General features: G+C 64.2%; 12 protein-coding genes. 5 read left to right on the top strand and 7 right to left on the bottom strand.

Annotated elements, in window-relative coordinates:
• Positions 1–188: 188 nt before the first annotated feature.
• A complete protein-coding gene (gene gdhA, locus U0004_RS04260; RefSeq protein ID WP_034784281.1) occupies positions 189–1,532 on the top strand; it encodes an NADP-specific glutamate dehydrogenase in 1,344 nt (447 codons plus the stop codon).
• A 59-nt stretch (positions 1,533–1,591) separates the two neighbouring features.
• Here the strand turns inward: gdhA and U0004_RS04255 are convergent, their stop codons facing one another.
• Positions 1,592–2,149: a flavin reductase family protein gene (locus tag U0004_RS04255; RefSeq protein WP_070259865.1), complete on the bottom strand. Its 558-nt coding sequence runs from the start codon at positions 2,147–2,149 to the stop codon at positions 1,592–1,594.
• Between the two features lie 176 nt (positions 2,150–2,325).
• Here U0004_RS04255 and U0004_RS04250 point away from each other — a divergent pair, with 176 nt between their 5' ends.
• Together U0004_RS04250 and U0004_RS04245 are read left to right on the top strand one after the other, a co-directional pair.
• Positions 2,326–2,955 carry a head GIN domain-containing protein gene (locus U0004_RS04250; protein ID WP_070259867.1) on the top strand — a complete coding sequence of 210 codons (630 nt, stop codon included), beginning with the start codon at positions 2,326–2,328 and terminating at the stop codon, positions 2,953–2,955.
• Positions 2,956–2,997: 42 nt separating this feature from the next.
• A complete protein-coding gene (locus U0004_RS04245; RefSeq protein WP_070259869.1) occupies positions 2,998–3,795 on the top strand; it encodes an enoyl-CoA hydratase in 798 nt (265 codons plus the stop codon).
• A gap of 56 nt (positions 3,796–3,851) precedes the next feature.
• On the opposite strand, the gene U0004_RS04240 is transcribed toward U0004_RS04245, so the two are convergent.
• The 5 genes from U0004_RS04240 to U0004_RS04220 form a co-directional block, all read right to left on the bottom strand.
• Positions 3,852–4,589 carry an AIM24 family protein gene (locus tag U0004_RS04240; RefSeq protein WP_070259871.1) on the bottom strand — a complete coding sequence of 246 codons (738 nt, stop codon included), beginning with the start codon at positions 4,587–4,589 and terminating at the stop codon, positions 3,852–3,854.
• A 3-nt stretch (positions 4,590–4,592) separates the two neighbouring features.
• Complete coding sequence (locus U0004_RS04235; protein ID WP_070259873.1) at positions 4,593–5,234, bottom strand: AIM24 family protein; 642 nt, start codon at positions 5,232–5,234, stop codon at positions 4,593–4,595.
• 17 nt (positions 5,235–5,251) lie between these two features.
• Complete coding sequence (locus tag U0004_RS04230; protein ID WP_034784290.1) at positions 5,252–5,869, bottom strand: AIM24 family protein; 618 nt, start codon at positions 5,867–5,869, stop codon at positions 5,252–5,254.
• A 157-nt stretch (positions 5,870–6,026) separates the two neighbouring features.
• Complete coding sequence (locus tag U0004_RS04225) at positions 6,027–9,191, bottom strand: S8 family serine peptidase (RefSeq protein WP_070259875.1); 3,165 nt, start codon at positions 9,189–9,191, stop codon at positions 6,027–6,029.
• Position 9,192: 1 nt separating this feature from the next.
• Positions 9,193–10,008, bottom strand: coding sequence for an NF038120 family PEP-CTERM protein (locus U0004_RS04220; RefSeq protein WP_070259877.1), 816 nt, complete (start codon positions 10,006–10,008; stop codon positions 9,193–9,195).
• A gap of 429 nt (positions 10,009–10,437) precedes the next feature.
• On the opposite strand from U0004_RS04220, the gene U0004_RS04215 reads away from it, so the two are divergent.
• Complete coding sequence (locus U0004_RS04215; protein WP_070259879.1) at positions 10,438–11,352, top strand: histidine kinase; 915 nt, start codon at positions 10,438–10,440, stop codon at positions 11,350–11,352.
• Positions 11,349–12,017: a response regulator transcription factor gene (locus U0004_RS04210; protein ID WP_231958528.1), complete on the top strand. Its 669-nt coding sequence runs from the start codon at positions 11,349–11,351 to the stop codon at positions 12,015–12,017. The genes U0004_RS04215 and U0004_RS04210 overlap by 4 nt, the downstream gene beginning before the upstream one ends.
• Here the strand turns inward: U0004_RS04210 and U0004_RS04205 are convergent.
• Positions 12,014–14,515, bottom strand: a complete 2,502-nt coding sequence (locus tag U0004_RS04205; RefSeq protein WP_071653748.1) for a TonB-dependent receptor — start codon at positions 14,513–14,515, stop codon at positions 12,014–12,016. The genes U0004_RS04210 and U0004_RS04205 overlap by 4 nt on opposite strands.
• Positions 14,516–14,575 lie beyond the last annotated feature (60 nt).

The following is a 14,575-nucleotide window of genomic DNA, read 5'->3' as shown; positions in this document are numbered from 1 at the left end:
CGCGCTGGCGTTTTTTGTTTTTCGGTCATTTTTTCCACCAGACCACTATCTGCTTTGCCTCGCCGCTTGATGGGAAAGCGCGCTCCAGAATGTAGCAGAAACCCCTCAAAACCAAATTTCCGCACCATTTTCGTGCAAAATCTGCGATGATAGTTGCCCAAATAACCGTTTACCTCCATGGAATTCTGATGAAATACGCATCTGCTCACGAGTATGTCCAGCATGTCGCCGCACGCAATCCAGGTCAACCCGAGTTTCTGCAAGCCGTCACCGAAGTCATGGAGAGCTTGTGGCCATTCCTGGAACAGCACCCGAAATACGCGGAACAAGGCTTGCTGGAACGCTTGATCGAGCCGGAACGCGTGGTGATGTTCCGCGTGTCGTGGGTCGATGACCACGGGCAAGTACAAGTCAATCGCGGCTACCGCATCCAGCACAGCATGGCCATCGGGCCGTACAAGGGCGGCATCCGCTTCCACCCTTCCGTCACCTTGTCCGTGCTGAAATTCCTCGCCTTCGAACAGACGTTCAAGAATGCCCTGACCACCTTGCCGATGGGCGGCGGCAAGGGCGGCGCCGATTTCGATCCGAAGGGCAAGAGCCCGGGCGAAGTGATGCGCTTCTGCCAGGCCTTCGTGAGCGAACTGTTCCGCCATGTGGGTTCGGACACGGACGTGCCGGCCGGCGACATCGGCGTGGGCGGGCGTGAAGTGGGCTATATGGCCGGCATGATGAAAAAACTCAGCAACCGCGCCGACTGCGTATTCACGGGCAAGGGCGCCAGCTTCGGCGGCTCGCTGATGCGTCCGGAAGCGACGGGCTACGGCACCGTGTATTTCGCGCAGGAAATGCTGAAAACCCGGGGCCGCTCGTTCGAAGGCATGCGCGTGTCCGTGTCCGGCTCGGGCAACGTGGCGCAATACGCGGTCGAGAAAGCCATGGCCATGGGCGCGAAAGTCATCACCGTCTCCGATTCGAGCGGCACCGTCATCGACGAGGAAGGTTTCACGCCGGAAAAGCTGGCCATCCTGATGGAGATCAAGAACCATCTGTATGGCAGGGTCAGCGATTACGCCGCGCGCACGGGCGTGCGCTTCGAAGCAGGCGTATCGCCATGGCATGTGCCGGTCGACATCGCCCTGCCCTGCGCCACGCAAAATGAACTGAACATCGACGATGCGCGCACCTTGATTGCCAATGGCGTGCAGTGCGTGGCCGAAGGCGCCAACATGCCCACCACCATCGAGGCCGCCAAGGCCTTCGAAGCGGCCGGCGTGCTGTACGCGCCGGGCAAGGCCAGCAATGCGGGCGGCGTGGCGACGTCCGGCCTGGAAATGAGCCAGAACGCGGCCCGCATATCGTGGCCGCGCGAAGAAGTCGATGCGCGTTTGCTGCAGATCATGCAAGGCATCCACGCCGCGTGCAAGCAGTACGGCACGCGCGCCGACGGCACGGTCAGCTATGTGGATGGCGCCAATATCGCCGGCTTCGTCAAAGTGGCCGACGCGATGCTGGCGCAGGGGGTGATTTAATCATCGGCCAACGGTGTTGTCGGATTACGCGCTTGCACGCTAATCCGACCTACACGGACCTACAACATTTCAGGTTTCATTAAACTCTTGCGGCTGATGGTGCGGCCCGACACCATGAACTCGCCGTTGCCACGGTAGTGCAGGGTTTCGGGCAGCTTGGGCGACGTGGCCACGTGGGCTTTCACGCACTCGAAAATGAAGAAACCGCCTTTCGGGTTGCCCGACACCTGGGCCAGCTTGCATTCGAAGTTGGCGTAGCACTCGGCGATCAGGGGCGCGCCCACCTGCTCGGCCGGCTGGGCCGTCAGGCCGAAGGCCGTGAACTTGTCCGTATCTTCGCCGCTGCAATTGCCGATGGCCACCACCTGGTCGACCATATCGGCCGTGGGCAGGTTGATCACGCACTCCATGCTGCGCTTGATCATTTCATAGCTGTGGTTCGCGTCGGAAATGAAGCAGCCCAGCAAGGATGGCGTAAATTCCATCAGCATGTGCCAAGCCATGGTCATGACGTCGCTCTCACCCTTCCACGTTGAACTGACGAGCACCACAGGCCCCGGTTCAAGGAAGCGCCGGATGTCGGCGACGGGATAATCTTCTTTGTGGTAATTTTTCATCTAGTCTCCAGGACGCGGTACGCCATAGCATAGCCCAATGGCGCCTTGCCGGGCGCGCGGCTGCCCGATGGCGGTCGTATCATCCGCGCCGCGATTTGTGCAGTTCATCGCAAATTTCTCCCCAATGGAGATGTTGCACAATAGAATACACTGATCAACTACTCAAGGAAACCGCCATGCGCCCTCTGTTCCTGTTGTCAGTCCTGTCCCTTGCCTGCCTCTCCACCCTCGCGCATGCCGACGAGCAAACCCGCACAGTCGGCGCCTTCAACGCCATCGACATCCGCGGCCCCATCAGCATCGAAGTCGAATCGGGCAAGGAGCAAAGCCTGCTGCTGCGCGGCGACCAGAAATTCCTCAGCGGCGTGATCACGGAAGTGGTCGATGGCGAGCTGAAAATTTCCATGAAGGACAAGGACATCAAGAAGACGGATGGCGACCCGCGCGTCATCATCACCATGCCCACCTTGCGCAAGCTGATCGCGGAAGGCGCGGGAGAAAAGATATTGACCAAGCTCAATGGTCCACGAGTCGATATCAGCTACAAGGGCGCGGGCCGCCTGGCGGCCGATGGACAGGTCGACTGGCTGCGCCTGAAGGCGCAAGGCGTGGGCGAAGTCGATACGAAAGCCTTGTTGGCGAAAAACGTCGACGTCAATTTCGACGGCATCGGCTCCGTCAAGGTGTATTCCTCAGGCGAACTGAACGCCGTGGTGCGCGGCATGGGCGAACTGATCTATTACGGCAAGCCGAAGATCGTGCACAAGTCGATCGCCGGCATCGGCAGCGTCAACGCCGCCAAATAAGATTTCCTAAAATAACAAGGCCAGCAGGCCACTGGAGACCGCATGACCGCAACACATGACACGCAAGCACCGCTGGTGCTGCGCGAGGACGAGGGTGGCCTGGTCACCCTGCGCCTGAACCGTCCCCTGCAATTCAATGCCCTGTCGGAAGCCATGCTGGCCGCGCTGCAGGCTGAACTCGACTTCATCGCCGGGCAGCCGCACGTGCGCTGCGTGGTGCTGGCCGCCGAAGGCAAGGCGTTTTGCGCAGGCCACGATTTGCGCCAGATGCAGGCGACGCGCCAGCTTGCGTATTACCAAATCCTGTTCGCGCAATGCTCGCGCGTGATGCAAGCCATTCAAACCTTGCCCGTGCCCGTGATTGCCCGCGTGCACGGCATCGCCACGGCGGCCGGCTGCCAATTGGTCGCCAGCTGCGACCTGGCCGTGGCGGGCGCGTCCGCGCGCTTTGCCGTGTCCGGCATCAACGTGGGCCTGTTCTGCGCCACGCCATCCGTGGCCCTGTCACGCAATGTCTCGCCCAAGCGGGCCTTCGACATGCTGGTGACGGGCCGCTTCATCGACGCCGACACGGCCGCCGACTGGGGCCTGATCAACGAAACGGTGGCCGACACAGCGCTCGACGAGGCCGTGGCGCGCCTGGCGCAGCAGATCATGGCAAAAAGCCCGACGGCCATCCGCTACGGCAAACAGATGTTTTACCAACAGCGCCAGCTGCCGCTGGACGACGCGTATGCGTACGCGGGCGACGTGATGGCGCGCAACATGATGGAAGAGGATGCGGACGAAGGCGTCACCGCCTTTTTGGAGAAACGGCCGCCCGGCTGGGCGCGGCCTTGAGCACCTGACCGAACCTACTGCGCGTCGGTTCTGTCAGGTACTCTTGAATGAGTAAGCTAACGAGCATCCTTCATCTGCTGCTGGACGGAAAGACTCAAGGTACCGAGGTCTTCCTTGCCCAGCAGCGGCAATTGCGCCAGCAGCTGCATCAGGGCGGAACTGCCCGTCACGTCCAGCTCGGACGACTGCACCAGCACCGTGCCGGCGCCCGTGAAGTCGATCTGTTTTTCCTCGCCCGACAAACTGAAACCGGTCAGCGCGCCGGCGGCCGAGGCCCAGCCCTGCACGTGGGCGTAATCGTAGTGATACGAGGGGCTGGGGCAATCGGCCCAGCCCAGCACTGCCTGCTCGTCCACGCGGCACGGCAGTTCCAGGAAGTGCACGGGTCCGTTCGACGAGGCGATCACCTTGCCCGTGCCGATCATCGTCAGATAACCGGGCAAGGTCGATTCCTGGCAAATCACGTCCTTGGTAAAACCCAGCAGGTTTTTCGCGCGGATGGTCATGTTGGCGTTGTCCAGGTCGTAGCACGCCAGGTCGTTGCCGTTGTCACCCAAGATCAATTGGCCCTGGCCTTGCGCCACGACAAAGTGGTGAATGTATTTCGGTGCATTGAAGGCGTTGCGCACGATCAAGTCGAGCATGCTGCTGCCCATGGCTTCGAAGCGCAGTTCGCCATAGAAGGCGATCATCTTGCCCTTGCGAATGAATATCTGTTCCTTGACGTCGATGACATACGAAAAACGGTTCAGGTTATCGTTCTTCGGCAAGGTATCGGGATTGTAAATCGTCATGGCTTACCTTTCGCTCGCTTGGATGTAGACCGTGCCCTGGCCCGTGAACTTCACCTGGTACGATTCGCCGGACGCCTGGCCGACGAAGGTTTTCCAGTTCAGGTCCGTGACGATGGTCGAGCTCAGCTGCCCCGTATGGCCGATATACGCTTGCGGGTCGACAAACACGGGCACATCCGGCGTGACGGGCAAGCCGATGGCGTTACCATCGGACAAAATCGCCACTTCGCCCGTGCCTTGCAAGGTGGTGGTAAACAAGCCCTGGCCCGAGGCCATGCCGCGCACCACGCCCTGCACGCCGCCCTGGTTGCCGAGGAACATGGTGCCAACCGTCAGGCGCGCATCGAAGGCCAGCAGGGAATCGCTTTCCACATAAAACGTTTCGCCGCGCACGGGGACGATGGTGACGAACAGGCCGCCCTGGGCGTAAAACACGCTGCCCGTGCCACGCGCCGACATCATGGCGTAGCCTTCATTCGTGACGGCGCGCATGGCCAGGCTTTGCACGCCCTGGCCGGCCAGGAAGGAGCGGCTGAACGCCACGTCGCCCTGGTACGACACCATGGCGCCCTTGCGCGCGAACACTTCCTCATTGCCGAGTTTGACCTCAAGCATCTTTTCATTGATCTGCTGATAGACAGGCATCGCGGGTCCTCGCTGACTTAACGTTCGGCGGGCTGGATGAACACCACGCCCTGGCCTGTGAATTTGTGCTGGTACGATTCGCCCGAGCTCTGGCCGATCATCGTGCGCCAGTTGACATCAAAAACGAATTCCTGGCGGATGTCGCCCTTGAAGCCAACGAAGGCGTCCGGGTCCACGCGCAGCGGATGCGCCGGCGTCACTTCCAGCATGATTAGGTTGCCGCGCGAAATGACGGCCAGGTTGCCGTTGCCTTCCACGGTGGTGGAAAACAGGCCCTGGCCGGAACTGGCGCCGCGCAAACCCGCAAAGCTGGTGCCCGTTTTCAGGCTCGTGTCGTAGGCCAGCAGGCTGCTGCTTTCGATGGTCAGCTTTTCGCCGGCCAGCGCCATGACGGTGATCTCGGCCGCATTCTGCGCGAAAAACACGGTGCCCGTGCCGGCGGCCTGCATCACCTGCATGCCTTCGTTCGTCACCTTGCGCTTGAGCGCGCCAAAGATGCCCTCGCCACCGAGCAGGGACTTTTCAAATTTGATGGCGCCCGTATAGGCGACCATGGCGCCGGCAATCGCCAGCACTTTTTCATCCTGCAGGCGCACTTCCAGCAGGCGGTCGGTATTGGTGCGGAAACTGGTCACGCGCGACTCCCCAAGAATGCCAGGGCACAAAGCCATGGCTATCCGACAAGATACCGGTGGCTTTGCCGGCGCGCAAGCGCTATTCCTCCCGAACGGGGATGCGTGCATAAAAAAAGGCGTGCCCGGAGGCACGCCTTGCGTTCACACAATGAACGGTTTATTCCGCCAGCACCGGCCTGGTGCCGCGCGCGTTCTGGAACAGCGGCACGGGATCATTGGTATTGACCTCGACCACCGTCACGCCCTGCACCACGCCAGCCACCTGGTAGCCGACGGCGCCCAGGTGGCGCTTGCCTTCGGCCAGGTTGGACCAGCTCAGAGAGACAGATGCGGTGCCGCCCGTGTAGGCCGTGCCCGGCATCAGCGCCTTGAAGCTGCCGTTGTTCAAGCCCGGCGCCAGCACCCACGACGACAAGGTGTAGTCGGCCTGGCCGTTTTGCGGCGCAAAACCGATCACGCACACCTTGTAGGTGCCGGCGGCAGGCAGGCGCAATTCCACTTGCTCATTGGAACTTTCATTGCCGCTGCTGCCGACCAGCACATTGGCGGCGTTGTAGACCTCCATGTCCATGTCGGTATTCGCGCCACCCGTCGTTTCCGCATCGTAGGTGGCAAAGCGCGCCGCCAGGGTGCCGGCAGGGATCACCACGTTGTGCACGTTCACACCCGTGGCGCCGCCCGCCTTGCAGGCAGCCGATGCGGCAGCGCCTGTCGCCGCCTGGCCGATCGTGCGCGCCTGGCGCACGGCTTCGACGAGACCCGACTTGACGCCGACCAGCGCGCCCGTGAAGCCCGTGCCCAGGGTCAGCACCTTGCTGCCCGTGGCCGCTTCGCTGCTGACCAGCGGAATGGCGGCCAGCGAGGTGCCGCGCGCCGTCAGCGGGCTGCGCACGGTGTGCGTGCCATCCGTCCAGCTCAGGGCGCCGTAGGTCCAGGTATTGGCCGGCGCCGTGGTGCGCGTCAGCTTGACCTGGTACTGACCCTTGGCGCCCGGCGCCAGGTTCAGGCTGGTAGGCGTCACCGCCACCGTATAGCCGGGCAGGCTGGCCGAGACGTTGTAGACGGCGCTGCTGGCGCCCACGTTGGTCACCGTGCGCGTCAGCGTTTGCGTGCCCAGCACGTTGGCCGCCGTCAGCGACGCCAGGTTCAGGTTATAGGCCGTGATGGTACCGATGGCCTGGCACGTGGCGGCGCTGTAGACCTTCAGGTTCAGGCCGCACAGGAAGCGCGCATAGTCGATTTCCGACATGTCGTACACGAGGCCGGGATCGGCCGCGCTGTTCGGCGCAATGTGGCCGGCGCCCTGGCCCCATGGCAGCTGGCCCGAGGTCTTCGCCGTGGCATCCCACGACACGGAACCGTTCAAGCCATCCGAATAGGTGCTGAAGGCCGTCGTCATCAGCGCCGACTTGATGGCCGCGGGCGACCAGTCGGGATGCTGCTGCTTGAGCAGCGCCGCCACGCCAGCCACGTGCGGACTGGCCATCGAAGTGCCGGAATAGAAATCCCACTCGGCCGCCGGCGCCACGCCGCCTGCCGCCACGGCATCGCGCTGCGCCGGCGTCAGGTCGGCCGTCACGCCGGCCAGCACGTTGGTGCCGGGCGCCGAGAGATCCGGTTTCAGGATGTTCGCATTGGCCACGTTCGGCCCGCGCGAGGACCGGTCGCTGACGATCGGCGCCTGCACCGTGGTGTCGGGGATCGTATGCACCTCGCCCAGCGCCGCCGTGCCATCGGGCGTCGCCGCCATGAAGGCCTTCAGCGCGTCGCCCTGCGCCTGCGCCAGGTGCACGGTCGACAGCACGTGCGCCTGGTTGATGATGGTGTTGGCGCCGCCGGCCACGTTGGCGATGATCACGCCCGCCGCGCCGGCCGTCTTCGCATTCGCGCTCTTGTTGACCAGCACGTTTCCGCCACGGTCGCACACGAGTATCTTGCCGGCCACTTTCGCCGGGTCGAGATACGCCGAAGTGGCATCGGCCGCGCCGAAGCAGCGCAGCAGATTGACGTCCGTCGGCGGCACGCCGGCCAGGCCCGCGTCGCGCGAGCGGATCAGCGGCAGCGCCGGCGTCTTCGCATTGCTCGACGCGCCTTCCAGCTTGGTGCCGTTGCTGAGGATGACATTGCCCGCGTACAGGCGGTTGTGGGTGGAATTGGCCACGGTTGCCAGCCACGGGCTGATGTGCGACACGGGTGCCGGCACGTCGGGCGCCGGCGTGGCCGGACCGGAATTGCCGCCCGACGTGGCAACGAATACGCCGGCTGCCGCCGCGCCGAGGAAGGCGACTTCCGTCGGTTCGTCGAAGGCGCCGCCGCCCGCGTTCGGGCCGATGGAGAAGTTGATGACGTTGACGCCATCCTTGACCGCCTGGTCGATGGCGGCCACGCTGTCGGCCGTGGCGCAACCGTTGCGGCCCGTCGATGCGGCCGTCCAGCACACTTTATAGGCGGCGATGCGGGCGCGCGGCGCCATGCCCGATGCCTTGCCCAGCGACACGCCGTTCGAGGTGGCCAGGGCGCCATTGTTGCCGCCGGCCGTGGAGGCCGTATGCGTGCCATGGCCGCCGTGTCCCGTCAGGCCGGCGACGGAATCGCGCGGCGAACGGAATTCCGTCCAGTGCAGCGCCGACGTGGCGGCGCGGTAGTAGCGCGCACCGATCAGCTTGTTGTTGCAATTCTCGGCGGAGAAACCCTCGCCCGTCTGGCAAGTGCCCTGCCAGCTGGCCGGTGGCGCGCCGTACACGACATTGTTGCCGCTGTGGCTAGGTACGCCATTCTCGTCCAGGCGGTCGGCAAAGGCCGTGTTTTCCGGCCAGATGCCGCTGTCGACGATGCCGATGATGATGTCTTCACCCGCGTGCGCCTTGCCGCCCAGCTGCTCCCAGATGCCGCCCGGCTTGTCCAGGCCCAGGAAGCTGGGCGTATAGCTGGTGTCGAGCTGCAGGATGGAGTCGGCGCTGATGCTGGCCACGCCGCTGTTTTTCTTCAGGGCCCGCACTTCATCGTCCGTCAGCAAGGCGGAAAAGCCGTTGAAGACGACGCTGTACTGGTGCGTGATTTCAGCCGCGCTGACGGTGCCGGCCACGGCGGCCTGCTTGGTGTCGAGGTAGCTCAAATAGGCCTGCACATCGGCGGCGCCCACGTTGATGCGCGCGCCCGGGGCCGGCTTGGTGGCGGCCAGGCCGTCGACCTGGCCCGTGTAGGTGGCGGCCGGCTTGTCGACCAATTGCACGATGTAGGAGCGGCGTTCCTGCGCCTGCGCCGCTTGCGCCAGGCTGGCGGCCAGCAGGAGGATACCGAGTGAAACGGGACGTAATTTCATCTCACGCTCCTTGCACGGTGAACGCTGCGAACTTGCCGGTGCGGCGGCGCGACAGCATGCCGATGGCGCCCAGGCCGACCAGCATCAGCATGTAGGTCGACGGTTCCGGCACGGCGCTGATGTTGATGTTGTCGAGCGCAAACTGGCCCTGGTTAAAGGCGGGGAAATCGATGGAATTGCTGCACGCGCCAGTGTCATTGAAAATGCACGCGTTGAAGGTCAGGCCCGTAAACGCGTAGTTGCTGAAGCCGCCCAGCAGGGAAGCGCCCTGGAAATGGTAATTGCCATCGCCGCCCTGGCCGGGAAACGCCAGCGAGGTGCTGATCACCTGGCCGTTGCTCAGGGTGCCGCTCAGCTGCAACTGGCCCCAATTCATGTTGGGCAAGCCGGATACGGGCGCGATGAAGGAATAATCGAAACCGGCCAGGCTGAACGCCTGGTGGTCGGCACGCGAAAAATTCACGCCGCCATCGTTGAGGATGGCCAGGTAATTGCCGGTGGCGCCCTGCGGGCAGGCGGCGATATCGCACGACGAGCCCACGCGGCCATCGAGGATGGCGCCCACGCCGCTGACGCCGCCGCCGGCCGCCGTGGTCGGATCGGCCAGGAACAGCAGGTTGTAGCTCGACGTATTGAGCGTCTGGCCGCTGGCATACACGTCGGGGCGCAAGTTATCGAAGGTCAGGACATCGGCCATGGCCGGCGCCGAGGCCAGCACGGACAAGGTGGCCAGCGCGGCCAGGATGGTGGCGCGACCGCGGGTAGCGGGCGGATTGGCGGTGGCGGGCGATACCCGCGCATGTGATGAACGATTCATTCTATTCCCTTGTTTGTTGTGGATAGATAGGTCGGCAGGTCTGGCGCCCGCTTTCAGCTTTTTCACAAAAGTGTCAACAAATATAGCAAATCGCATAAAACAAATAACATATTTTTAATATCATTTATTTATTTTTTATCTAGCTCCGCGAAACTTTGTTTTGTTTTATCTATGAAAGCTTGAGCAATCTCAACGTTACATTGGAACAACAATGCTGCGCACTGCAGACGTGCGCGCCAGCGTGCCGGCCCGACTTCAGATAAGCTCGAAAACCGCGCCTGCCCACCATCATCTTCCCGTCACATCGCGGTACACCTGTTCCATCCTGGAACACTTGTCTCTCCCCGCCACGCGCCCGGCCACAGCCCCTGCAGCGATGGCATGAAGCTTGCACAACAAAGAGATCGACCGTGCTCAGGGAGCAGCATCATGGAACACTACCAACTGGCCGGCAGCGGCCGCTCAGGCACGCTGCCGGCCCGGCGCATCATCGCGTGCGGCACGCTGGCGCTGGCTTTTTTCCTGCTGGCCGCCAGGCTGGACCTGGCCGAACGGCTGACGCGCGCGCTCTGGCGCCAGGAACACTGGCAACTCGATGAACTGGTCCTGAGCCTGTTGCTGCTGGTGCTGGCGCTGGCCGGCTTTGCCGTGCGGCGCGGACGCCAGGTGGCGCTGCTGCTGGCGCAAAACCGCGCCCTCACGCAGCGCCTGCTGCGCGCGCAGGAAGAGGAACGCTGCGCGCTGGCGCGCGAGCTGCACGATGAAGTGGGACAAGACTGCACGGCCATCCGCGCCGCCGCCAGCTACATCTTGCGCGCGCGCGATGGCGACCAGGCCAACGTGCAGGCCTGCGCCGCCAGCATCGCCCGCTCCTCGGAAGCGCTGCATGCGATGGTGCGCACCATGCTGCGCCGGCTGCGCCCGCCCGTGCTCGACAGCCTGGGATTGGCGCCGGCCCTGCAGGCGCTGTGCGACAGCTGGGCCCAGCAGCACGGCATCGCCTGCCATTTCGCGGCGCACGCCATCCCCGCCGGCCTCGACGACAGCACCGCCACCGCCATCTACCGCCTGGTGCAGGAAGGCTTGACGAACGTGGCGCGCCACGCGGGCGCCGACCAGGCCACGGTGGAATTGCGCGCCGATGCGCGCGGCGTGCTGCACCTGGCCATCGAAGACAATGGCCGGGGCTTGCGCCAGGACATGCAGCAGGACTCCGGTTACGGCATGCTGGGCATGCGCGAGCGCGTGGCCGGCTTGCGCGGCCATATCCGCTGGATCAGCGCGCTGGGCAAGGGCTTGCGCATCGAAGTGGCGATGCCCTTGGCGGCACGGTGCGCGGCATGAGCGCCATGCACGGCAGCATACGGCCGATCCGCGTGATGCTGGTGGACGACCACCCGGTGGTGCGCACGGGCTACCGCCGCCTGCTGGAACAGGGCGGCGACATCGCCGTCGTGGCCGAGGCGGGCAATGGCGAAACGGCGTATGGCTTGTACCAGGAGCACGCGCCCGACGTCTGCGTGACGGATTTGTCCATGCCCGGCATCGGCGGCCTGGAATTGCTGCGCAAGCTGCTGGCCCGCGATGCCGGCGCGCGCGTGCTGGTATTTACCATGCACGACACGCCGCAGCTGATCGCGCGCGCGCTCGATGGCGGCGCCTGCGGCTTCGTCAGCAAGCAGGCGGACCCGGAACACCTGGTCGACGCCGTGCGCGCCGCCCACGCGGGCCGGCGCTACCTGGACCCGCACAGCGCACCGGGCGTGCTGCAAGGCACGGCCCGCATGGAAGCGCAGCGCTTGAGCAGCCTGAGCCAGCGCGAATTCGAAATTTTCCGCCTGCTGGCCGAAGGCCGCAGCGCCGCCGACTGCGCCCGCCTGCTGCACGTGAGCAGCAAGACGGTAGCGAACCACCAGACCTGCATCAAGGAAAAGCTCGACGTGCCCGGCCCCGCCGCCCTCGTCCATCTTGCCCTGCGCAATGGCGTCATTGAGCATATCCACCCTTAAAACGCGTAGCGCAGGCCCACGTTCACGCTGCGTGGCGCGCCGGCCGCATAAAACGTGGCATTGACCATCGGATACTCACCGTTCACGGCGGGCAATGGCCGGGCGGCAAAATTGCCGCTGGCATCGAAACCCGTCGCGCCCAGCTGGGCCGCTGTCGCATATTTCCGATCGAACAGATTATTCACCTGGGCGAACACGCTGAGCCGGGGCGTCAGCTGGTACTTGCCGTTCAGTTCGACCACGGCATAGCCGCCGCTCTTGCCCGCGCCCAAGTACGATGGACCGCCCGCCTGGTGCTGGTTGTTTTCATTGCCGCGCGCATACGCGCTGGAGACGGCCGTCATGGCCAGGCCCACCGTCCAGTCGCGCCCGCCCTGGACATCCACATGCGCCTTCAGGATATGGCTCGGCGTCAAAGGAATGCGGTTACCCGGCGCGATGGCGATATTGCCTTCCAGGCCGGGCGCCTCCGCATCGCTGCTGCTGTTGGCGCTGCCGTTGACGGTTTCCCGGCTTTGGTAGGTCGCCTGCAGCCACGTGTAATTGACGCCGAAGTCCAGCGCGCCCGCCTTGCCGTCGACCGCCAGTTCCACGCCCTGGTGGCGCGTCTTGCCGAAATTCTTGAAATAGCCGAAACCGGCCTGGTTGTCGGCGACGAACAGGATATCGTCATGGTTTTCCGCGCGGAACACGCCCGCGCTCCAGCGGGCCACGTCGCGCCACTGGCCGCGCACGCCCGCCTCCCACGTCTTCGTCACCACCTGTTTCAATGGCGGGTCGCCGGCCATGGCGTTGGGCAGGCGGCATGGGTTTTCCGGGTCGGCGCAACCGAGTTCGATGGCCGTCGGCGTGCGGCTGCCTTCGTTGTAGCCGAAATACGCGCCGGTACCTCCGGCCGGCGCATAGGCGAGGCCGATGGCGGGATTGAAGCGGCTGAAACGATGGTCGCCATCGAGCGAGCCGCTGCCGCCACCGGGCGTGATGGCATCGCGGTTGCGCACCGTGCTGCGGTTGTAGCGGCCGGAGATGGTCAGGGTCAGGTCTTGATTGAACGCCATGCTGTCGCTCGCATACACGCTCCACGTACGCATGCGCCCGCTCAAGTCGACCCGGTTGTCGACCGGCGTGCCATCGTCATCGATCTGCGTGCCATCGGCAAAGAAATCCACGGGCGTGATGCTGCGGTCGGGATTCAGATAGCCAAACTGGCTCGTCTGGCGGAAGGTGGCGTGGCTCGTGTCGTAGGCGGTACCGGCAGTGACGGCATGGCGTGCTCCCGCCACGTCGGCCAGCGCCGTGACCTGGCCGGAAAACCCATAGTTTTCCTGCCGCGTATGGCTGCGGTTGAGCATGCCATTGCACTTTTCGGCCGGCTCATCGTTCAGCACCACATTGGCGATGCAGCGCCATTTGGGGAATGGCGTGTTGGATGCATTCGCCCCGCTGGCGGGAAAGCCCGTGTAGCCGGCCGCCGCCAGGGCCGCCCGCTCGGCCGCGCCGGGCTGGTAGACGGACTGATCGAGCGACTCGTCGTTCAGGTCGCCGTTAAACGTGTGCGTGTCGATCTTGCGGTAGTACACATTGCCGGACAAGAGCAAGGCAGCACCGGCCTGGTGCTTGCCCGTCAGGTTCAACAGGGTCGATTTGTTCTGCGTCAAATCCGGCTTGGTATAGACGCTGCGGTAGTCGCGCGCCAGCAGGCGCTGTTCCTGCAAGCCGTTGCCCGTCAGCGCATTGTCCGCGTGAGACAAGATCAAGGCGATGTCCGTGCGCGCATCGCTCCAGCCCAGCTTGCCAAACACCTGATGCACGTCGGACGGCGAATCGTCGCGCCAGCCCGCCTCCTTGAAGCGGTTGCCCGTCACATACCAGTGCCAGCCTTGCGCATTGCTGCCGCCATGCTCGACCTCGACGGCGCGCCGTTTGTCGGAACCCAGGCGCGCCTCGATGGCGGTGCCGGGACTGCTCCTGCCATCCTTGGTTTGCAGGGCCAGCGCGCCGCCCAGGGTATTCAAGCCGAACAGGGGATTCGAGCCCGGCATCAGGGTCAGCGATTCGATGGCCATGCGCGGGATCAAGTCCCAGCTGACGACGTCGCCAAACGGCTGGTTCAGGCGCATGCCATCCAGATACACGGAGAGCCCCTGCGGCGTGCCCAGCAGGGGCGAAGCCGTGTAGCCGCGGTAGCTGATGTCAGGCTGGAACGGGTTGTTCTGCACCTCGTTGACAACCACGCTGCCCAGGTTGCGGCGCAGGAAAGCGGAAATATCGAGCGCGCCGCTGCGGGCGATCTGCTGCGCGCTGGCCGTCTGCACGGGCGCGGCCAAGGCATCGCGCGGCTGCTCCACGGTGGGCAGCGGCATGCTGCCCGTGATGATGACGGTGGGCAAGTCGCCCGAGGTGGCCAGGCTCGCGGCCAGGCTGGCGTCAGCGGCAAGGTCGGCGGCCTGCGCCTGGCACACCGCCATGGCGGCGGCGGCGAATAGAGTCAGTTTCATGCGTATCCCCAGTTTTATCGTGGTTTTTATTGCGTCCAGTATCGGACAGCCACAGGGGAT

The organism is Janthinobacterium lividum (assembly GCF_034424625.1).
Lineage (GTDB): Bacteria > Pseudomonadota > Gammaproteobacteria > Burkholderiales > Burkholderiaceae_D > Janthinobacterium > Janthinobacterium lividum.
Note: the sequence above shows the minus strand (reverse complement) of the source record. Positions and strands in the feature narration are given on the sequence as shown.

Coding starts and splice junctions, on each gene's coding strand:
- gdhA (WP_034784281.1), top strand. CDS start 189: ATGAAATACGCATCTGCTCACGAGTATGTCCAGCATGTCGCCGCACGC.
- U0004_RS04255 (WP_070259865.1), bottom strand. CDS start 2,149: ATGAAAAATTACCACAAAGAAGATTATCCCGTCGCCGACATCCGGCGC.
- U0004_RS04250 (WP_070259867.1), top strand. CDS start 2,326: ATGCGCCCTCTGTTCCTGTTGTCAGTCCTGTCCCTTGCCTGCCTCTCC.
- U0004_RS04245 (WP_070259869.1), top strand. CDS start 2,998: ATGACCGCAACACATGACACGCAAGCACCGCTGGTGCTGCGCGAGGAC.
- U0004_RS04240 (WP_070259871.1), bottom strand. CDS start 4,589: ATGACGATTTACAATCCCGATACCTTGCCGAAGAACGATAACCTGAAC.
- U0004_RS04235 (WP_070259873.1), bottom strand. CDS start 5,234: ATGCCTGTCTATCAGCAGATCAATGAAAAGATGCTTGAGGTCAAACTC.
- U0004_RS04225 (WP_070259875.1), bottom strand. CDS start 9,191: ATGAAATTACGTCCCGTTTCACTCGGTATCCTCCTGCTGGCCGCCAGC.
- U0004_RS04220 (WP_070259877.1), bottom strand. CDS start 10,008: ATGAATCGTTCATCACATGCGCGGGTATCGCCCGCCACCGCCAATCCG.
- U0004_RS04215 (WP_070259879.1), top strand. CDS start 10,438: ATGGAACACTACCAACTGGCCGGCAGCGGCCGCTCAGGCACGCTGCCG.
- U0004_RS04210 (WP_231958528.1), top strand. CDS start 11,349: ATGAGCGCCATGCACGGCAGCATACGGCCGATCCGCGTGATGCTGGTG.
- U0004_RS04205 (WP_071653748.1), bottom strand. CDS start 14,515: ATGAAACTGACTCTATTCGCCGCCGCCGCCATGGCGGTGTGCCAGGCG.